This is a genomic window from Arachidicoccus sp. BS20, assembly GCF_001659705.1.
Lineage (GTDB): Bacteria > Bacteroidota > Bacteroidia > Chitinophagales > Chitinophagaceae > Arachidicoccus.
In genome coordinates this window covers 1,386,088-1,404,294 of record NZ_CP015971.1, presented here as the reverse complement: position 1 = coordinate 1,404,294, position 18,207 = coordinate 1,386,088, and the positions used below count along the sequence as shown (strand labels likewise).

The 18,207-nt window shown below is 39.1% G+C and carries 22 protein-coding genes; 13 read left to right on the top strand and 9 right to left on the bottom strand.

Translation table 11 applies throughout. The features are described 5' to 3' along the window. Nucleotides 1-9: 9 nt before the first annotated feature. The 8 genes from ispE to A9P82_RS06230 all read right to left on the bottom strand — a co-directional run bounded on the left by ispE (nucleotide 10) and on the right by A9P82_RS06230 (nucleotide 6,859). Nucleotides 10-846 (bottom strand): 4-(cytidine 5'-diphospho)-2-C-methyl-D-erythritol kinase, encoded by an 837-nt coding sequence (ispE, locus tag A9P82_RS06265; RefSeq protein WP_066205505.1) that lies wholly within the window; start codon nucleotides 844-846, stop codon nucleotides 10-12. A 14-nt stretch (nucleotides 847-860) separates the two neighbouring features. Beyond that, nucleotides 861-1,451, bottom strand: coding sequence for a bifunctional nuclease family protein (locus A9P82_RS06260; RefSeq protein ID WP_066205502.1), 591 nt, complete (start codon nucleotides 1,449-1,451; stop codon nucleotides 861-863). Between the two features lie 93 nt (nucleotides 1,452-1,544). Beyond that, nucleotides 1,545-1,961 (bottom strand): type II toxin-antitoxin system VapC family toxin, encoded by a 417-nt coding sequence (locus tag A9P82_RS06255; RefSeq protein WP_066205500.1) that lies wholly within the window; start codon nucleotides 1,959-1,961, stop codon nucleotides 1,545-1,547. After that, complete coding sequence (locus tag A9P82_RS06250) at nucleotides 1,951-2,199, bottom strand: DUF6364 family protein (RefSeq protein WP_066205498.1); 249 nt, start codon at nucleotides 2,197-2,199, stop codon at nucleotides 1,951-1,953. The genes A9P82_RS06255 and A9P82_RS06250 overlap by 11 nt, the downstream gene beginning before the upstream one ends. 77 nt (nucleotides 2,200-2,276) lie before the next feature. Then, entirely contained in the window at nucleotides 2,277-4,268 is a 1,992-nt protein-coding gene (locus A9P82_RS06245; protein ID WP_066205495.1) for a protein-disulfide reductase DsbD family protein, read from the bottom strand. A 105-nt stretch (nucleotides 4,269-4,373) separates the two neighbouring features. Next, nucleotides 4,374-4,823, bottom strand: coding sequence for a protein-disulfide reductase DsbD domain-containing protein (locus A9P82_RS06240; RefSeq protein ID WP_066205492.1), 450 nt, complete (start codon nucleotides 4,821-4,823; stop codon nucleotides 4,374-4,376). A 246-nt stretch (nucleotides 4,824-5,069) separates the two neighbouring features. Further along, nucleotides 5,070-5,729, bottom strand: a complete 660-nt coding sequence (gene purQ, locus A9P82_RS06235) for a phosphoribosylformylglycinamidine synthase subunit PurQ (RefSeq protein ID WP_066205489.1) — start codon at nucleotides 5,727-5,729, stop codon at nucleotides 5,070-5,072. A gap of 62 nt (nucleotides 5,730-5,791) precedes the next feature. Further along, nucleotides 5,792-6,859: a DUF6427 family protein gene (locus tag A9P82_RS06230; protein ID WP_066205486.1), complete on the bottom strand. Its 1,068-nt coding sequence runs from the start codon at nucleotides 6,857-6,859 to the stop codon at nucleotides 5,792-5,794. A 214-nt stretch (nucleotides 6,860-7,073) separates the two neighbouring features. Between A9P82_RS06230 and A9P82_RS06225 the strand changes: the two genes are divergently transcribed. The 13 genes from A9P82_RS06225 (at nucleotide 7,074) to A9P82_RS06155 (ending at nucleotide 17,582) form a co-directional block, all read left to right on the top strand. Continuing rightward, nucleotides 7,074-9,065, top strand: a complete 1,992-nt coding sequence (locus A9P82_RS06225; protein WP_066205484.1) for a KUP/HAK/KT family potassium transporter — start codon at nucleotides 7,074-7,076, stop codon at nucleotides 9,063-9,065. A gap of 225 nt (nucleotides 9,066-9,290) precedes the next feature. After that, nucleotides 9,291-9,617, top strand: a complete 327-nt coding sequence (locus A9P82_RS06220) for a HesB/IscA family protein (protein ID WP_066205482.1) — start codon at nucleotides 9,291-9,293, stop codon at nucleotides 9,615-9,617. A gap of 155 nt (nucleotides 9,618-9,772) precedes the next feature. Then, nucleotides 9,773-11,254 carry a Fe-S cluster assembly protein SufB gene (gene sufB, locus A9P82_RS06215; RefSeq protein WP_066205480.1) on the top strand — a complete coding sequence of 494 codons (1,482 nt, stop codon included), beginning with the start codon at nucleotides 9,773-9,775 and terminating at the stop codon, nucleotides 11,252-11,254. 18 nt (nucleotides 11,255-11,272) lie between these two features. Beyond that, complete coding sequence (locus tag A9P82_RS06210) at nucleotides 11,273-11,473, top strand: DUF2683 family protein (protein ID WP_066205478.1); 201 nt, start codon at nucleotides 11,273-11,275, stop codon at nucleotides 11,471-11,473. Continuing rightward, nucleotides 11,464-11,739 carry a Txe/YoeB family addiction module toxin gene (locus A9P82_RS06205; RefSeq protein WP_066205476.1) on the top strand — a complete coding sequence of 92 codons (276 nt, stop codon included), beginning with the start codon at nucleotides 11,464-11,466 and terminating at the stop codon, nucleotides 11,737-11,739. The genes A9P82_RS06210 and A9P82_RS06205 overlap by 10 nt, the downstream gene beginning before the upstream one ends. Before the next feature lie 17 nt (nucleotides 11,740-11,756). Next, nucleotides 11,757-12,515 (top strand): Fe-S cluster assembly ATPase SufC, encoded by a 759-nt coding sequence (sufC, locus tag A9P82_RS06200; RefSeq protein WP_066205471.1) that lies wholly within the window; start codon nucleotides 11,757-11,759, stop codon nucleotides 12,513-12,515. 16 nt (nucleotides 12,516-12,531) lie between these two features. Next, nucleotides 12,532-13,905 carry a Fe-S cluster assembly protein SufD gene (sufD, locus tag A9P82_RS06195; RefSeq protein WP_231891216.1) on the top strand — a complete coding sequence of 458 codons (1,374 nt, stop codon included), beginning with the start codon at nucleotides 12,532-12,534 and terminating at the stop codon, nucleotides 13,903-13,905. A gap of 194 nt (nucleotides 13,906-14,099) precedes the next feature. Next, the gene (locus A9P82_RS06185) at nucleotides 14,100-14,342 is read left to right on the top strand and encodes a hypothetical protein (protein WP_156522615.1); all 243 of its coding nucleotides are present in this window, start codon (nucleotides 14,100-14,102) and stop codon (nucleotides 14,340-14,342) included. Then, nucleotides 14,327-14,713 carry a type II toxin-antitoxin system VapC family toxin gene (locus A9P82_RS06180; protein ID WP_066205457.1) on the top strand — a complete coding sequence of 129 codons (387 nt, stop codon included), beginning with the start codon at nucleotides 14,327-14,329 and terminating at the stop codon, nucleotides 14,711-14,713. The genes A9P82_RS06185 and A9P82_RS06180 overlap by 16 nt, the downstream gene beginning before the upstream one ends. 1 nt (nucleotide 14,714) lies before the next feature. Further along, entirely contained in the window at nucleotides 14,715-15,950 is a 1,236-nt protein-coding gene (locus A9P82_RS06175) for an aminotransferase class V-fold PLP-dependent enzyme (RefSeq protein ID WP_066205449.1), read from the top strand. Between the two features lie 76 nt (nucleotides 15,951-16,026). Next, on the top strand, nucleotides 16,027-16,458 hold the full coding sequence (locus tag A9P82_RS06170; RefSeq protein WP_066205446.1) for a SufE family protein: 432 nt from the start codon (nucleotides 16,027-16,029) through the stop codon (nucleotides 16,456-16,458). Further along, nucleotides 16,455-16,769, top strand: a complete 315-nt coding sequence (locus tag A9P82_RS06165; RefSeq protein ID WP_066205443.1) for an iron-sulfur cluster assembly protein — start codon at nucleotides 16,455-16,457, stop codon at nucleotides 16,767-16,769. The genes A9P82_RS06170 and A9P82_RS06165 overlap by 4 nt, the downstream gene beginning before the upstream one ends. A 369-nt stretch (nucleotides 16,770-17,138) precedes the next feature. Next, the gene (locus A9P82_RS06155) at nucleotides 17,139-17,582 is read left to right on the top strand and encodes a hypothetical protein (RefSeq protein WP_066205440.1); all 444 of its coding nucleotides are present in this window, start codon (nucleotides 17,139-17,141) and stop codon (nucleotides 17,580-17,582) included. A 332-nt stretch (nucleotides 17,583-17,914) separates the two neighbouring features. Here A9P82_RS06155 and A9P82_RS15855 read toward each other — a convergent pair whose 3' ends face one another. Continuing rightward, complete coding sequence (locus tag A9P82_RS15855) at nucleotides 17,915-18,157, bottom strand: transposase (protein ID WP_369815751.1); 243 nt, start codon at nucleotides 18,155-18,157, stop codon at nucleotides 17,915-17,917. Nucleotides 18,158-18,207 lie beyond the last annotated feature (50 nt).

Genomic DNA, 18,207 nt, shown 5'->3' with positions numbered 1-18,207 from the left:
AGCAATTTTTTATCTGTGCATCTGCGGCAATTTCTCCATAAACTGAAAATATTCTTTCTCAAACCCAAAATCAATTGATTCGGGATTTTCCTTGAAAAGTCCATAAACGCTGCTTCCCGAGCCACTCATGGAGGCGTAGATTGCACCACGTTCGTATAGTTTTTCTTTGATAGATTTTATCGCGGGATATTTTTCAAACACAGGTTTTTCAAAATCGTTTTGCAGCGTATGTTTCCATTCCTCCACCGGACGACTAATTGTTTCGTTCAATGATATTTCCAAAGATTTCGGTTGAATTTGTGAGAAAGCCCAACCTGTGTTGATATGAATTTTCGGATGAATTAGTACGATGAAATACTTGCTTAAATCCAAATTAATTTCTTCCAATATTTCGCCGCGACCTTTTGCGATGCAAGGTTTGTTGTGAATGAAAAACGGGCAATCGCTGCCTAATTGCAAAGCATATTTTGCCAAATCGTTTTGTGAAATATTCAGTTGAAATTTATTGTTCAGCAATTGCAATGCATATGCACCGTCCGAGCTTCCACCGCCAAGTCCTGCGCCCATTGGAATTGTTTTGTGCAGGTGCATTTGAGCATTCGACAAGTTTGGAAAATCTTTTTTGATTAGCTGAAATGCCTGTGTGCAGAGGTTTTCGGAAGAAGACACAGCTATCTGCAAGCCCGAAGTTGTAAAAGAAAATTCATTTTCCTTGTTTTTAATTATTTCCAAAACATCGCATAATTGCACGGGATAAAAAACGGTTTCCAAATCATGAAAACCGTCTTCACGCTTGCGCGTAATGTATAATCCTAAATTAATTTTTGCATTGGGAAAGGTAACCATTGCGAGCGTGTTGATTATTTTTTTCTGCGGTTGATTTCATCGCGGATGGCAGCAGCTTTTATATAATCTTCCGATTCCAAAACTTCGTTCAGCATATCTTGCAGTTCTTCAATGCTTTTGTTTATAAGCGCCTGATTTGGGTTTGACGGTATGGTAGTGCTTGTATTTTCAATATTTGTTGTGGGTGTGCCACTTTCATCTATAACCAAGCTTGCACTTTCCAAAATGTGTTCGTAAGTATAAATAGGACACCCAAAACGTACCGCAAGCGCAATGGCGTCGCTTGTACGACTGTCGATTTCCGCCGTTTGTTTGTCGTTGATGCAGACGAGTGTTGAATAAAAAACGCCTTCCTGCAAATCGTTGATAATAACCTCAACCAACTCGATATTGAATGCTGCGGTAAAATTTTTAATCAGGTCGTGTGTCAGCGGACGAGATGGTTTCATGCGTTCCAAAGCTACGGCAATTGCCTGTGCTTCAAAACCGCCAATTACGATGGGCAGTTTCCTCAATCCGTTCACTTCGCCCAAAACTACTGCATAGGATTGCGTTCCCGACATACTGTGCGAAAGGGCGATTATTTCCAACTCGATTTTTTTCATCCGTACTTTATCGTCTTTTTGAATAAGTTACAAAAGTAAAAAAATCGGTAAGGAAATGAAAATGAGATTTGGTTTATTTTGAAAATAAAAAGATTAAAGCAGGGCGAGAAACTCTTTTACCGTGAAAACAGGCAGCGATGCAATCGCCGATTTTTTTAATTTCTTGTCTTCGCTGATGAAATAATCTGTTTGAAAATGAAGCGCGGTATAATATTGTAAAGCATCTTCAATGTCTGTCATGCGGGAACTGATTGCATTCAGAACAATTTCGTGCGAAGTATCTATAACTTTGATATGTGCCAAAAGCCCAAGCAAAATTTCTTTGGTTTTGGAATTTCCGTAAGCTTTGACAAGCCAATAAGCGGTAATATGAATAACAGACGGCGTTACAAATGCGGCAACTTTGCCTGCAACGATGTGTGAAAAAAGTTGGCGTGTTACAGGATAATTATCTCTTTTCAGTGTGAAATCGAGTAGCACGTTTGCATCTATAAAAATTTTAGAAGCCATATTTTTCGTGTTGCTGTTCGTAAAAATTTTGTTTCTTGTAGCTGTCTGCAACAAGGTTTTGGTCTGGATTTAATTTGTCAATTATATCCAGAATATTTTTTTCCTTGTTGGTTGAATTGACAAGCGAATCAAGATAATTTTCTATCATCTGCGAAATGCTTGTCTGTTTTTTAATGGCAAAAACTTTTACTTTTTCCAACAAATTTTCTTCTATGGTAATATTGAGTCGTGTTTTCATTTTTTTGTTGTTTGTAAAACAAAAATACGCATAAAATTGATTTATGCGTATTTAGAATTTTATAATGAACAAATTTCTTATTTATTTCCCTCTTCAAACTTCTTCTTCACTTCATCCAAATGATTAATGAACTTTTGAATATCCGGGTCGTAGCTGTATTTTTCATCGCTCAAAGGATTTCCTTTCAAATCAAGAAACATATACAAAGGCTGAGAAATCAAACCGAACTTTGTTTTTTCATAATCCAAATATTTATCGCCAACGGTTGCAATAGTTCTTCCGTTTTTGTCTTTGTAAACCTGGCTCGGCTGCAAACTCGTTTGTTCATCGGTATATAAACTAATAATGACAAAATCGTTTTTCAGTCTTTTTAATACATCGGGATTGCTCCAAACTTCGCCTTCCATTTTGCGGCAGTTGGTGCAGGAATATCCTGTAAAATCAAGCATTACAGGTTTGTTCAATGCTTTTGCGGCAGCCATTCCTTCGTCCAAATCGAAATATGTTGTCAATCCTAATGGCGCTTTTATTTTGTCTGCAAGAAATTTCGGCGGTTCGGCTTTCGCAGTCGAAACGCTTGCTGTGGCTGCGTTTGAAGCACTTCCTATTTTATATTGCAAATCGTTCAGGTTAAAATCCTGTGTGCTTTCGGGCGGTAATATTCCGCTTAAAGATTTCAGCGGTGCGCCCCACAATCCCGGAATCAAATACACGCCGAACGTGAAAAATGCGATGGCAAAAAACAATCTCGGAATACTTACAAATTTCAAATCGCTATCGTGTGAGAATTTTATTTTACCCAATAAATAAATTCCTGTAAGCAGAGATAATACAATCCATATTGATAAGAAAACATCTCTGTTGAGCAAATGCCAGCCGTAAATCAAATCTACGCTCGACAAGAATTTCATTGCCATTGCCAACTCTACAAAACCGAAAACAACTTTCACGCTGTTGAGCCAACCGCCGCTCTTTGGCAGCGCGTGCAGTAACGACGGGAAGAAGGCAAACAGAGAAAACGGGATTGCCAAACCAACGCTCAAACCTAAAATTCCCATTACGGCTGATAATCCGGCTTGTGCATTTGCCGAACTTACCTGTGGCAGCAAACTTCCGATGAACGGACCTGTGCAGGAAAACGAAACAATAACCAAAGTGAGCGCCATAAAGAAAATGCCGATGATGCCGCCTTTGGATGCTTTTGAATCGGCTTTGGTTGCCCAACTGCTTGGCAAAGTCAGTTCAAACGCACCGAAAAAAGAGATGGCGAAAATGACAAAAATTGCGAAGAATAAAAGATTGGAAACCGCGCTCGTCGCAATAGTGTACATGATGCTGTCGCCGAAAATTTTTGTAAGGACAAAAGTAGGAACAGTATAAATCAAGATAATGGAAAGCGAATAAGTAACTGCGTTGCGAATACCTTCGCTGCGGCTTTTGCTGCGTTTCAAAAAGAAACTTACCGTAACGGGAATCAACGGAAATACGCATGGCGTAAACACGGCAATCAGCCCGAAACCAAGACCAATCCAGAATATTTTTAATAACGATGTATTGCCTTTCGTAACATCGGTTGATGAAATATTCTGCGTGTTTGAAGCTGTAGTATTTGCTTTTACCAAAGGCACTAAAATGTTTTCTTCGCCTGTGGGAAAATCATCTCCGTTTTTAGCAAACCAAGAGAATTTTCCTTTGACAATTGCTTCTTCAGAAGATGAAATATGTAACGGAATTTTGAATGTAACACTATCGGTATAATAATGTAGCGTTGCATCTAAAGTTGCATCCTGTGTGGTTTGCAATGTTCCGGCTTCGGCAATTGTATCGGTCGCGCGGATGTATTTGGCAAGCGAAGTATCGGGCTGAAACGACGAAATAAACGAAGTATCGCTTCCCATTTTTTGGGTTGAAAAAAGTGCCGCACCTTTTTGAATAGTCGCGTGAATATCCAGTTCTGCAAGTGTATCGTTAATACGGATAACGGTGTCTTTGAACTGGACAGCGTTTTGCGCATTCACATAAGCAATAGAAACAAACAGGCAAATGAATGCCAAGAGCAATTTCCGCATGGAAAAATTTTTTAGTTAATTAAATTGTACTTACAAAGGTAACAAAAGTAAAAAGGTTTGCTCTTTCTACGAAAAAGCAAACCTTTAATTTTATGAATTAGTTAATTATTGCAACTTAACAGAGAATGGAACATCCATTGGCGGACGGCACTCATGGTCGTTACAAGCCATGAAATTAACCGTTCCGGTTACATTTGTTTTTATATTGCCCTTTACTTTCACGACTTGAATAAAATCAACTTTGTCGGAATAAGATTTTACATCTACACCAAAGTTAGGGTCGTGCATAGTTTTTAAATCGCCTTTTTCTTCTGTTTTTCCTACAAGTGTTACCAACGGATTTTTGTTAAACTTAAATGTCGTAGGTACAGGTCCGCCATCGGGTGTGTGTTGCGAATAAACGTGCCAAGGCTCGGCAAATGTAGCCGTGATAATTACTTTGTAGGTTCCTGCACTTACTTTTTCTGCTTTGCTTGTCCAGTTTACCGGACTTTCCTGTGCGAATGCCGCTATGCCTAAAAATGCAAGCGCAATTGTTGAAATCAGTTTTTTCATCTTTTGTTATTTTGTTATTACATTGAACGTCAAAAATAGACAGATAAAATATAATAAAGTTTAAAAGTTTGTTTTGTTTAACCACATAGGAATATAGAAAAACTATTGAGAAGTAAAAAGTGCGCTCAATATTTAGTTGTTTAAGAAATCATAGGTTTCATCTTCGATGAAATCTATGTGTCGCTTTGTATTCGCTTTAATCTAACTATATAATAAAACTACTGTGCCTATGTGGTTTATTTATTTTTAGTTCAACCCCAAGAATTTAAACACTTCCACGCCGTCCACATTTCCCAGTAAAGAAGAAGTTGCACGTTCAGGATGCGGCATCATTCCGAAAACGTTGCCAGCTTTATTTCTGATTCCTGCAATGTTGCGTGCTGCACCGTTCGGGTTTGCTTCGGGAGTAATGTTGCCGTTTTTATCGCAGTAAGTATAAATAATCTGATTGTTTACCTGCAATTCGTCCAACAATTTTTCATCAGCCTGAAATCTTCCGTCTCCGTGTGCTACGGGAATCTTTAACGGCGTTCCGTCAGCAGATTTTATGAAAGCATTTTTGCAAACAAATTGTCTGTGCGCATTCATCATCAGCACGCCGGGAAGTAAGTGGCTTTCGCATAGAATCTGAAATCCGTTGCACACGCCTAAAACTTTTCCGCCTTTGTTTGCAAATTCAATAACGCTTTGCATCATCGGGCTGAAGCGCGCAATAGCGCCGCATCGCAGGTAATCGCCGTAGGAAAATCCGCCCGGCAGCACAATGCAATCGTCGGTCGTAAAATTGCTCAAATCTTTGTCTTTGTGCCAAAGCATTTGCACTTCTTTGTTCAAATCGTTTTGTAAAGCATCGTGCATATCTTGGTCGCAATTGGAACCGGGAAAAACTACAACGCCGAATTTCATAGAGAGAAAGTTTATTGAGTCGCAAAGGTAAAAATTAAACAGCACTTTAAGCTCCGAAAACGCTAAAGTTTTTTCGCGTTGGGTGGGTGTTTTTGTGTATTCTTTTTGATTTCGATTTGCGGTTTTTGAGGCGTTAAACTGCGCAGCAAAGACATTCCGTCAAAATTGTTGAACAGGCAAGCGATAATGAGCAGCCAGAACAAAAGTGCAACGGCAATTTTTCTTTTACTGTAATAAAATAAATTTGCCGCAACTGCTGATGCTGTGGGTATTACCACAAACCACGCACTTGTCCAGTCTTTGTCTTTTACAAAAGGAATTGTAAGCGCCAAAAGCACAAAAAGTAATACAAGAATAATCCATTGTTTACGCGCGGAGATAACCAGCTTGCCAAAATAATTCTGCAAATACGCGAAACCCAAAATTACACATAGTAAAATGGCAATACCTGCAATAAGAAAATATGTTTTGTCGGAAGGAACAAGCCAGTGCAAATTCGATGCCGGCAAGTAAGTAACCGCTTGTTTCAGGTTGCCTTGGATAAGAAAAAGAATGCTTCCAAGAAAATAATAGGGCAAAATGGCTCCGGTAAGATAGGCGAAAAGTTCATTTAGTTTTACGGGTCTCAAAATGAGTACCGAGATAAGCCCAAATACAACAATGGCAATACCTGGCGGAAATACAAGCGCACATAAGCCGGCTGTGAGTCCGCAGTTGAAAACACTCTTGACCGGTTGTTGCGAGTTATACAATCTGACCAGCATATTTATCAACAAAATGATAAACAGGTTTGCAATCAGTGCGGCGCTTACGTTTTCCCATTGCGGCAGCAGCGCTGAAAATATAACGAAACACATTGCCGGAGTAAAATTGGTGTTGGGAAACAGGCGATAATTGCTTAGCAAATAATTGAGCCGAAGCGCCTGAATGAGAATAAGCGCCTGATATATTAATGCTATAAAAACGGACGGCATATTTTGCAGAGATGCCATTAAAGAATACAACAGGTTGCTTTTGTCCGGTACTGCTACAATGGAAGGCAAAAAAAATAGGCGTATATGCACGAAAATGCTGAGCGTAATGAGGCGGAAAACGCCGGCTGAAGATTTTTCTTTAAAAAGGCTTACCACTGTATGATGTTGTTATAGCTTATTGTTCGGCAAATATAGCTGATGTAGAAAACACGTTCAAATCATTATTGACGGCTAAAATAATTAGCCGTTCACTAACGGATGTAATTATTTTATCTGCTATTTTCGCTGTCTGTTTTTGATAGATATTTGATTGTTTTGGATATTATTTTTGAGTAAATCGAAAACATTTGTTTCACTAATTACTTCAAGTGTGAGTAAAATAAATATCAACCGAGTATCTCTTGCAAGTCTTGTAATTGCTTTAGGTATTATTTATGGAGACATTGGAACTTCGCCATTATACGTTTTGAGTGCTATTACGCGCGATTCTATTCCCGGAAGGTTTGAAGAGTTAATCGTTGGCGGGATTTCCTGCGTTATCTGGACGCTTACCTTGCAAACGACTATTAAATACGTGGTGCTTACTTTGCGTGCAGATAACAGGGGAGAAGGTGGTATTTTCAGTTTGTACGCTTTGGTACGCCGGCAGCGGAAGTGGCTTGTTGTACCTGCCATGATAGGTGGTGCAGCGCTTTTGGCAGATGGTATTATTACGCCGCCGATTACAGTAACATCGGCTATTGAAGGCTTGCGGCAAATCCCGTATTTACACCGCTTTTTGCCGGAAAACGATCCTGCGCCGATAATGATTATTGCCATTACTATTATCAGCATGTTATTTTTTGTGCAGCAGTTCGGAACAGATTATATCGGGAAATTGTTTGGTCCCGGAATGATTACCTGGTTCCTGATGATGGCTGTCATTGGAAGTATGCACCTGGTGGATAGCGTTTCTATTTTTAAAGCATTCAATCCATATTATGCGGTTCGTTTGATAATAGATTATCCGAGTGGTTTTTGGTTATTAGGCGCGGTGTTTCTGTGTACGACGGGAGCGGAAGCCCTGTATTCCGATTTGGGGCATGCGGGCAGAAAAAACATCTACTGGACATGGGTTTTTGTGAAAATTTGCCTGATTATAAATTATTTGGGACAAGGTGCGTGGTTGCTGAAGCAGCATAGTGCAGGCACGCTTGATTTGTCGCAAAATCCGTTCTACGCCATGATGCCGCAAAGCTTCAGGATTTTTGGAATATTTATAGCGACGGGGGCAGCCGTAATTGCATCACAGGCATTGATTTCCGGGTCATTTACCCTGATTTCGGAAGCCATCCGGTTGAATCTTTGGCCCAAAATGAAAATTAAATATCCGACGGAAGAAAAAGGGCAGGTTTTTATTCCGGGAATCAACACATTGTTGTGGGTAGGGTGTTTGTGTATTGTATTGCATTTCAGAAGCTCCGATAAAATGGAAGCGGCTTACGGCTTGGCAATCACGCTGTGTATGATTAGTACTTCTATTTTGTTTGCTAATTATTTGATTGGACGCCGTTCTAAGAAACGCTGGGTTGTTCTGTATTTATTTGTTTACCTGCTTATTGAATTTTCTTTTCTCGGAGCTAATCTTAATAAATTTCCGCATGGTGGTTATGTAGCCATTATCGTTGGCGGCATATTGTTCGGCGTGATGTATATCTGGTACAGAAGCCGGAAAATCAAAAACCGCTACGTGGAATTTGTTCGTTTGGAACATTATATCCCCATGATTCAGGAATTGAGCAACGATAAATCGATTCCTATGTATTCCACGCATTTGGTGTATATGACCAGCGCGAATAATCCGAAAGAAATAGAGCACAAAATCATTTATTCCATTCTTAACCGGAAACCGAAGCGCGCAGATATTTATTGGTTCGTTCATGTAGATATTTTGGACGACCCTTATACAACAGAATTTTCTGTAGAGCATATTATTCCGAATGATATTATTCGTGTTGAATTCAGGCTTGGCTTTCGCGTAGAACAAAAAATTCAACTGATGATGAAGCGTGTAGTAGAAGAATTATATGCAAATAAAGAAGTGAATATTACAAGCCGTTATGACAGCTTGGAGAGAAGTAATGTAGCAGGCGATTTCCGGTTCATCGTTTTGGAAAAATTCCTTTCTACCGACAATGAACTGCCTTTTTCCGAAAAGTTGATAATGCGTTGTTATTTTTGGCTTAAACGCATCAGTCTGAGTGAAGAGCGTGGTTTTGGTTTAGACCCAAGTTATGTGCATGTAGAGAAATTTCCACTGATTGTTTCGCCTTCGCGTAATATGAACCTGAAAAGAGTATATCCACGCGGCGAAGAAGTGTGATTATTTAAAATTTTAAGCACACGGAACTTATATTAAGAACCTTTTGTTGTCAATCGCAAAAGATTGTTTTTTGTCTATCTTCTGATAGATGGAATTTATTTGTCATACGAATATCAAATCTTTTTATTTTAAGAGGCGGAATTTAATAATGTAGATTTCTGTTCGTAACTTCGCAAATCAAACTGGGACGTAAGTTCCCGTTTTGAAAATAAAAAATTGTGAATCATGATTACCGTTTCAGAATCAGCAAAAACATATATTGAAAACCTGATGAAAGACGTGCCTTCGGGCAAAGAAAAATTTGTGCGTGTAGGCGTGCGCGGCGGCGGTTGTTCGGGCTTGGAATATCAGTTAGATTTCGATTCCGAAAAGCGACCGGACGACGAAGTTTTTACCGATAAAGGCATCACGGTTTTAGTGGACAAAAAAAGTTTGCTTTATTTGTTCGGAACAGAGTTGGATTACACCGGCGGACTGAACAGCAAAGGATTATTTTTCAACAATCCGAATGCTACACGCACGTGCAGTTGCGGCGAAAGTTTTGCAGTATAAACCATGATTTGAATGATTTTGCTGATTGACATGATTGGCAGAATGATAAAATTGAGAGTGATTGAAATGACGGAAGACCTTTGCACGTCATTGCGAGTGAGGAGCAAGCGCGGCAATCTCTTTAATTATTTAAAAATTATTTTGACTTATTTTTTATGCCGAATATAAAAGAAAAAGACGAAGATATTTTAGACCGCATTTCCACGCAGGAATACGAATACGGCTTTACGACAGATATTGAAATGGACATTATTCCCGCAGGGCTGAACGATGAAGTTGTACGGTTTATTTCTACGAAAAAAAACGAGCCGGAATGGTTGCTCGAATGGCGTTTGAAAGCATTACACACTTTTCAAAAGCAAGCGTTTCCAACATGGCAAAATTTTGAAATGCCCGAAGTAAATATTCAGGGAATTTCTTATTATGCTGCGCCGAAAAATAAAAAGAAACTGGAAAGTCTTGATGAAGTTGATCCTGAATTGCTCGAAACATTTGCGAAGCTCGGCATTCCTTTGAGCGAACAAAAAATATTGGCAGGCGTTGAAGAAACAAATCTGCCGAAAGTGGCTGTGGACGCGGTTTTCGACAGCGTTTCGGTTGCGACAACTTACAAAGAAGAATTGAGCAAATTGGGAATTATTTTCTGTTCCATCAGCGAAGCTGTGAGAGAGCATCCCGATTTGGTAAAAAAATATTTAGGCTCCGTTGTTCCGTCGTCAGACAATAAATTCAGTTCTTTAAATGCTGCGGTTTTTTCCGACGGTTCGTTTGTGTATGTTCCTAAAGGCGTTCGTTGCCCAATGGAATTGTCCACTTATTTCAGAATTAATACGGAAAATACAGGACAGTTTGAACGCACGTTAATCATCGCCGATGAAGGCGCGTATGTAAGTTATCTCGAAGGTTGCACGGCGCCGCGCCGCGACGAAAACCAGTTGCACGCGGCAGTTGTGGAATTGATTGCGTTGGACAATGCGGAAATAAAATATTCAACAGTTCAGAATTGGTATCCCGGCGATAAAGACGGCAAAGGCGGCATTTATAATTTTGTAACAAAGCGCGGCGCGTGTCGCGGTGTAAATTCCAAAATTTCGTGGACGCAAGTGGAAACAGGTTCTGCGATTACATGGAAATATCCGAGCGTAATTTTGCAGGGCGATAATTCCGTAGGTGAATTTTATTCCGTTGCCGTTACCAAAAATCATCAGGTTGCAGATACGGGAACAAAGATTTATCATTTAGGAAAAAATACGCGCAGCCGCATTATTTCCAAAGGCATTTCCGCGGGTTTCGGGCAAAACAGTTATCGCGGTTTGGTGCAGGTTGGAAGCAAAGCCGAGAACGCGCGCAACTTTACGCAATGCGATTCTTTGCTGATTGGCGATTTGTGCGGCGCACATACTTTTCCGTATATCGAATCGAAAAATAATACGGCAACCGTTGAGCATGAAGCGACGACTTCAAAAATAGGCGAAGACCAGATTTTTTATCTCAACCAGCGCGGCATCGATACAGAACAAGCCGTGGGAATGATTGTAAACGGTTATGCACGCGAAGTGTTGAATCAACTGCCGATGGAGTTTGCGGTGGAAGCGCAGAAATTGTTGAGCTTGACGCTGGAAGGAAGTGTTGGATAATTTGAAAATTCTTTTGTTATGGAAACAATATTAATTCATACCGAAAATCAGGAGCAATCAAAAGCTGTAAAGGCTTTTATGAAAGCGTTGAATATCAAGTTTGAAACGAAAAAAGAAAAAGGTTATAATCCTGAATTTGTCCGGAAGATTTTAGAAGGACAAAAGGAAATTGAAGAAGGTCGCGGAATTAAAATTGCTTTGGAAGATTTATGGAAATAATTTATTCCAGTAAAGCAAAGCAAGACCTTGACTTTTGGAAGAAATCGGGTAATAAAAAAGTTCAGAAAAAGATTTCGGAATTGATTGAAGATATTTTGATTCATCCATATGAAGGAATCGGAAAACCCGAAGCATTAAAAGAAAATCTTTCAGGATTTTGGTCGAGAAGAATTACAAAGGAAGACAGATTGATTTATCACATTATTTATAAAGTAGAAGATTCGGTTTTATCTATTTTATCGTTAAAAGGGCATTATAATTTATAAAGAGTATTTAGTAAAATATGTTATCAATAAAAAATTTACACGCTTCGGTTGAAGACAAGCAGATTTTGAAAGGCATTAATTTGGAAGTGAATGCAGGCGAAGTTCATGCGATTATGGGACCGAACGGTTCGGGAAAAAGTTCATTGGCTTCAGTGTTGGCAGGACGCGAAAACTATACAGTTACAGAAGGTTCGGCTACGTTGGACGGAAAAGATTTGTTGGAACTTTCGCCCGAAGACCGTGCACGTGAAGGCGTGTTTCTTGCGTTTCAATATCCTGTTGAAATTCCGGGCGTGTCGAATATCAATTTTTTGAAAACGGCATTGAATGAAATCCGCACATATCGAGGACTTGAACCGTTGGATGCAAAATCTTTTTTGAAATTAACCAAAGAAAAACAACAGTTGGTTGAGTTTGATGCGAAGCTCGTCAATCGTTCTTTGAACGAAGGTTTTTCGGGCGGCGAAAAGAAACGTAACGAAATTTTGCAACTCGCGATGCTTGAACCTAAACTGTCCATTTTGGATGAAACCGATTCGGGGTTAGACATTGATGCGTTACGCATTGTTGCGAATGGCGTAAATAAGTTGCGCAGCAAAGACAATGCGTTTGTTTTAATTACGCACTATCAAAGATTGTTGGAATACATTGTTCCCGATTTTGTTCATGTATTATACAACGGCCGCATCGTGAAATCGGGCGGAAAAGAGCTGGCTTTGGAACTCGAAGAAAAAGGTTACGATTGGATTAAGGAAGAAAATAAAGTGCTTTCTTAAATTATTTTGAATGACAATGTTGAAAGAAATAGACATAACGAAACAGAGAACGACTGACCGCATGGAAAAAAAGAATTTGTACGATACGTTGACGGAATCATTCGGTCAGGTGTATGCTCAGTTTGAACACACGGAAAGTACGTCGTTGCTTGCGAAACGCAAAGCGGCGTTCGATTTGTTTGCACAACAAAATTTCCCCACAACGAAAAATGAAGAATGGCGTTTTACCAATATCACGCCGTTTGTGAACGAATCCTACGCTTTACATTCTTGCAATGAAGTAGAACAATCAACGATTCAGGAAGCAATTGAAAAAGCGACCATTCCGAATTTGGATGCGTATTTGTTGGTGTTGGTAAACGGCGTTATCAATCATGAATTTTCAAATTTACCTTCATCGGAAAATATAAAAATTCAAACAATTGATGAAGTAAAAAATATTGCAGGCTTTGATAAATTTGTCAATAAAACCATTGATGTTGCTAAGTTTCCTTTTGCTGCATTGAACACGGCTTTCTTTGAAGACGGTTATTTTATCGAATTGAAAAAGAACTTTCAGTTGGATAAATCGTTGCAGATTATTCATGTTTATTCCGAAAAAGAAAATGTGTTTCTGCAACCGCGCAATATCGTGAAACTCGCGCAGGGCACGGCTTGTAATATTATTGAAACTTCTGTCTGTATAAGCAAGGATACGGTTTTTGTAAATAGTTTTACGGAAGTTTTCGTGGAAGAAAATGCGTATTTCAGGCACGCACATTTTCAGCGAGGCAATGCCAATGAAAGATGGATTGTGCATACGCAAGTGGAACAGGAGCAAAACAGCCGTTACGATAATTATACGATTACGTTGCCACAGGCAGATTTGGTGCGCAATAATTTAAACGTGGTTTTAGACGGGAAAAATACCGAAACACATTTGTACGGATTGTATCTCGTGGGCGATAAACATTTGGTGGACAATCATTCAAAAATTGACCACAAATATCCGAACTGTGAAAGCAATCAATTGTATAAAGGTGTGATTCTCGATGGCGGTCGCGGCGTGTTCAACGGAAAAATTTATGTGCATCGTCCTGCTCAAAAGACCAATGCTTTCCAGCAGAATAATAATTTGTTGTTTAGTCCGAATGCGGTGATTAATTCAAAACCGCAGCTCGAAATTTTTGCCGATGATGTGAAGTGCAGTCATGGAAGCACGGTTGGTCAATTCAACGAAGAATCCTTATTTTATCTGCGTTCGCGCGGTGTAGGCGAAGAAAGCGCAAAGAGTATGTTGGTCAATGCGTTTATGTTTGATGTAACGGAAAAAATCAAGAATGAAGCCTTGCGCAGTTATCTGGAACATTTGATTGAAGATACGATTGAGAAAGCGCAAAAAGAATTATAATTGGCTGCTGTGTGAAGCCGACGACGCTTCACACGATTATTCTGTCACCTCATGGCGACAATCGCTAAGAAGCAATATAATAAAGATGCGAAGCGAGGACGCTTCGCATAGCAAATTCATTTTTATGTCATTACTTCAACCACAGCAATTTTCGCTGTGGTTTTTGTTTACCTTTGTATTATTAAATTTGTTTTATGGAACTTATGGTTGATATAAAATATGAACAAATTGTGGAATTGGTAAAACAATTACCCGAAAGTAAAATTGTGCAGCTGAAAAGTTTTTTGGAAAAGAAAAATTCTTCCAAAAACAAAGCAAGTGCACAAAAGAAAAATGATTTGCAAACATTGCTTTTGAACGGGCCAACTATGTCCGACGAACAATACGAAACATTTTTACAAAACAGAAAAATGTTCAATCAATGGCGGACGAAATGATTTGCATTGATACTTCAGTGTTGATTGATTATTATAGAAAGCAACACAAATCAAAAACATTATTTCATCAGCTTTCTTTGCAACACTCAAACTTTGCGGTTTCTGCAATTACACAATATGAAATTTTAGTTGGAAGTAATGAACAACAAAATGAATTTTGGCAACTCATTTTTTCACAACTTACTATTTTAAATTTCGATGTTGTATCAACATCGAAAGCGGTAGAAATTTTTCAGGAATTAAAATCAAAAAGAAAGTTGATTGAAATGCCCGATATTCTGATTGCTGCAACTGCGATTGCCAATGACTGCACGTTGGTAACGCTAAACAAAAAACATTTTGCGCGTATTAATGCGCTTAAACTTTTATAGAATGTCATCAATATTATCACAACAAGAAATAAAAAATATACGCGCTGATTTTCCCATACTTGAACAAAAAGTTTACGGATTGCCTTTGGTGTATTTCGACAATGCGGCAACTACGCAAAAGCCGAAACAAGTATTGGAATCATTGGAAAAATATTATCGAGAATACAATAGCAACGTGCATCGCGGCGTGCATCATTTAAGTCAGGAAGCGACGGAAGCATACGAAATTGCGCGTAAGAAAATTGCGAAATTCATAGATGCGAAAGACGATAAAGAAATTATTTTCACACGCGGAACGACCGAAGGAATTAATCTCGTTGCAAGCTCTTTCAGCAAAACGTTTTTGCACGAAGGTGACAGCGTATTGATTTCCGCAATGGAGCATCATTCCAATATTGTGCCTTGGCAAATTGCCTGTGAAGAAAAGAAAGCAAATCTCAAAGTAATTCCGTTCAATGAAAAAGGCGAATTGCTGCTCGATGAGTTTGACAAATTGTTGGATGATTCCGTGAAGATTGTTGCCGTAACTTATGTTTCCAATTCGCTCGGAACAGTCAATCCTGTGGAAGAAATAATTGCAAAAGCGCACGCGAAAAATATTCCCGTGTTGCTCGATGCAGCGCAGGCTGTGCAGCACATTCCACTTTCTGTACAAAAACTGGATGTGGATTTTTTGGTGTTTTCGGGACACAAAATTTACGGACCGACGGGCATTGGCGTTTTGTATGGAAAAGAAGAATGGCTGAATAAAATTCCGCCGTATCAAGGCGGCGGCGATATGATTAAAACCGTAACATTTGAAAAGACGATTTACAACGAATTGCCTTTTAAATTTGAAGCGGGAACGCCCGATATTTCAGGCGCTGTTGCACTCGGCGCGGCGATTGATTATGTGAGCGAAACCGGTATTGAAAAAATTCATGCGACAGAAGATGCGCTGGTGAATTTTGCTTTGGAAAAAATGAAAAACATTCCGCAAATGCGTTTCATCGGCGAAGCAAAAAATCGTTCAGGCGCTATTTCGTTTTTGTTGGGAAATGCGCATCCTTTTGACACCGGCGAGTTGTTAGATAAGCAAGGAATTGCCGTGCGCACGGGTCATCATTGTTGCCAGCCCGTGATGGATATTTTTAACATTCCCGGAACGGTGCGTGCATCATTTGCTTTTTACAATACGGAAGAAGAAGTGGATGTGTTGGTAAAAGGAATTGAAAGAGCGGCGAAAATTTTGATTTAATAAGTCAATAGCCAATAAGTCAAATAGTCAATGAATGACCAATGACTTTTGACTACTTGACTAAAGAAAAAATAACATGACAATAGAACAATCGCAACAAGAAATAATTGACGACTTTGAATTTTTGACGGACTGGATGGATAAATATGAAATGATTATCCAGATGAGCAAAGACCTTCCGTTGATTGACGAGCAATATAAAACACCGGAAAATTTAATCAAAGGCTGCCAGTCGCAAGTGTGGCTGCACGTAGATTACAAAGACGGTTTGCTGCATTTCACGGCGGACAGCGATGCCTTGATTACAAAAGGTTTGGTGGCTTTGGTGGTGCGCGTTTTGTCCAATCACACGCCGAAAGAAATCATCGATGCGAACCTGCATTTTATTGATGATATCGGTTTGCGCAGTCATTTGTCGCCTACGCGCTCCAATGGTTTGCTGTCGATGGTAAAGCAAATAAAAAATTACGCCATTGTATTTTACACACTTGAACAGAAAGAAAAATGAACAACGAAATTCCTTTGAGAGATAGGATTGATGCGGCTTTGCGCACGGTTTACGACCCGGAAATTCCGTGCAATATTGTAGAGCTTGGCTTGATTTACAGTACAGAAGTTAAAGACGATAATGTTGTGTTTGTTACGATGACTTTGACCGCGCCGGCTTGTCCTGTTGCAGGCGATATTGTGATGGAAGTGCAGGATAAAATCAAAAACCTTGAAGGCGTTACAGACGCGCACGTACAACTGACTTTTGACCCGCCGTGGAATAAAGAAATGATGAGCGAGGAAGCGAAACTGGAGTTGGGGTTTTATTAATGAGTAACGAGTAATGTGTAATGATTAATAAACGTAACAAGAAGCAAATAATTGATATTATCCTAATCGGCGTTGCTATATTGTCATTATTAATTGCTTTAATCCTCAATTATTATAGGTTTCAATTTTTCGGTGTACATGAAGGAGATGCAGCAAATAATTTCTCTTTCAATGTTTCTATTTTTATTCCTTTAGTTTTATTGTCCGTATTATTATCTCTGATTGTTAATTATAGAATTTCTACAAATTGGAAGATGAGAACTATTCTTTGGATGAAATTAATTCCATTAATTATTTCGTGCTTGATAATACTTTTATTCATTTTCCAAATTATCAGAATTTTTCGTGTAAGCGAATAAATTATTTTTCATGATAAAATTCCTTTTTATATTCTTCATCATCATCTTCGGGTTGTATGTTTTATTCAGCCGCAAGCCCGATTTTTTTGACGGAGAAACAACTACGGCAACCATTCATTTCCTCAAAGACAGTACGCAAAAAGTACAGCCTTATGCCGTTTTTTCTTTGGACGGAAAAGACACTTTTCGCGCGAAGGCAAATTATCTTTTCCGCAGTTTTCAAGAGCATGAAAAAGTAACTGTAATTTATGAAAATTCCAATCCGCAAAACGCTGCCGTTTATAGTTGGTGGGGATATTGGATTTCCTGGAAAGAGCTGCTGGCGTGCATTATAGGCTATTTTGTTTTGTTCCAGGCGGCAAAGTCTATTGTAAATAATCCATCGCCGGAAGCTGTGAAAGAACTGGAAGATTATGCGAATAAACCGAAAATAAGGCAGCGGAGATACAAGTGATTATTAAGATATAAAACAATCGAGGCTGTTTTCTATATTGAAAACCCAGTTTCATGTAGAAGAATAACAAAAAATTACTGATTGCACTCATCTTCGGATGGGTGCATTCTTTTACAGGCATCTATAAAAACAATCTTCTCTTAGCAGACATTGACATTCCAAGCTGCAATTTCGTGTATCATTTTTTACAGGTTGCCGGGTGCAGACTAAAAAGAGTGGTCTTCTATTATCAGCCACAAACAGCCTCGTGCGCTTCCCGGTTTGCCTGCGTTTTTATATGCCTTTATTCCATTTTAATAAATATACTTTTTTCAGGATAGAGTACCCGTTACCTATTCCTTTTCGTTGGTAGGTATATATCTTATCCTGTTCAATAATTTCCCCGCCACTTTTACAATTGCCTTATTAGTATTCATTCCCGGCAATAACTGCTTATAGAATAACAACAGAGCAGGGTCTTTGCGCACAGCCATCCGGGCACATTCTATCAATATTGACTTGATATAATGATTGCCCCTGCGGCTCATACTGCCGATACGCTGCGTCTGTCCGCTGCTGTGGCAATCGGGTGTCAGCCTCTTTTTTGTTTTAGAAAATATTTGTACAGACGCGCTTTACTACTGTA

What these genes read in the sequence shown, in the direction of transcription:
- ispE (WP_066205505.1), bottom strand. Translation starts at nt 846, where the DNA reads ATGGTTACCTTTCCCAATGCAAAAATTAATTTAGGATTATACATTACG.
- A9P82_RS06260 (WP_066205502.1), bottom strand. Translation starts at nt 1,451, where the DNA reads ATGAAAAAAATCGAGTTGGAAATAATCGCCCTTTCGCACAGTATGTCG.
- A9P82_RS06255 (WP_066205500.1), bottom strand. Translation starts at nt 1,961, where the DNA reads ATGGCTTCTAAAATTTTTATAGATGCAAACGTGCTACTCGATTTCACA.
- A9P82_RS06250 (WP_066205498.1), bottom strand. Translation starts at nt 2,199, where the DNA reads ATGAAAACACGACTCAATATTACCATAGAAGAAAATTTGTTGGAAAAA.
- A9P82_RS06245 (WP_066205495.1), bottom strand. Translation starts at nt 4,268, where the DNA reads ATGCGGAAATTGCTCTTGGCATTCATTTGCCTGTTTGTTTCTATTGCT.
- A9P82_RS06240 (WP_066205492.1), bottom strand. Translation starts at nt 4,823, where the DNA reads ATGAAAAAACTGATTTCAACAATTGCGCTTGCATTTTTAGGCATAGCG.
- purQ (WP_066205489.1), bottom strand. Translation starts at nt 5,729, where the DNA reads ATGAAATTCGGCGTTGTAGTTTTTCCCGGTTCCAATTGCGACCAAGAT.
- A9P82_RS06220 (WP_066205482.1), top strand. Translation starts at nt 9,291, where the DNA reads ATGATTACCGTTTCAGAATCAGCAAAAACATATATTGAAAACCTGATG.
- sufB (WP_066205480.1), top strand. Translation starts at nt 9,773, where the DNA reads ATGCCGAATATAAAAGAAAAAGACGAAGATATTTTAGACCGCATTTCC.
- A9P82_RS06210 (WP_066205478.1), top strand. Translation starts at nt 11,273, where the DNA reads ATGGAAACAATATTAATTCATACCGAAAATCAGGAGCAATCAAAAGCT.
- A9P82_RS06205 (WP_066205476.1), top strand. Translation starts at nt 11,464, where the DNA reads ATGGAAATAATTTATTCCAGTAAAGCAAAGCAAGACCTTGACTTTTGG.
- sufC (WP_066205471.1), top strand. Translation starts at nt 11,757, where the DNA reads ATGTTATCAATAAAAAATTTACACGCTTCGGTTGAAGACAAGCAGATT.
- sufD (WP_231891216.1), top strand. Translation starts at nt 12,532, where the DNA reads ATGTTGAAAGAAATAGACATAACGAAACAGAGAACGACTGACCGCATG.
- A9P82_RS06185 (WP_156522615.1), top strand. Translation starts at nt 14,100, where the DNA reads ATGGAACTTATGGTTGATATAAAATATGAACAAATTGTGGAATTGGTA.
- A9P82_RS06180 (WP_066205457.1), top strand. Translation starts at nt 14,327, where the DNA reads ATGGCGGACGAAATGATTTGCATTGATACTTCAGTGTTGATTGATTAT.
- A9P82_RS06175 (WP_066205449.1), top strand. Translation starts at nt 14,715, where the DNA reads ATGTCATCAATATTATCACAACAAGAAATAAAAAATATACGCGCTGAT.
- A9P82_RS06170 (WP_066205446.1), top strand. Translation starts at nt 16,027, where the DNA reads ATGACAATAGAACAATCGCAACAAGAAATAATTGACGACTTTGAATTT.
- A9P82_RS06165 (WP_066205443.1), top strand. Translation starts at nt 16,455, where the DNA reads ATGAACAACGAAATTCCTTTGAGAGATAGGATTGATGCGGCTTTGCGC.
- A9P82_RS06155 (WP_066205440.1), top strand. Translation starts at nt 17,139, where the DNA reads ATGATAAAATTCCTTTTTATATTCTTCATCATCATCTTCGGGTTGTAT.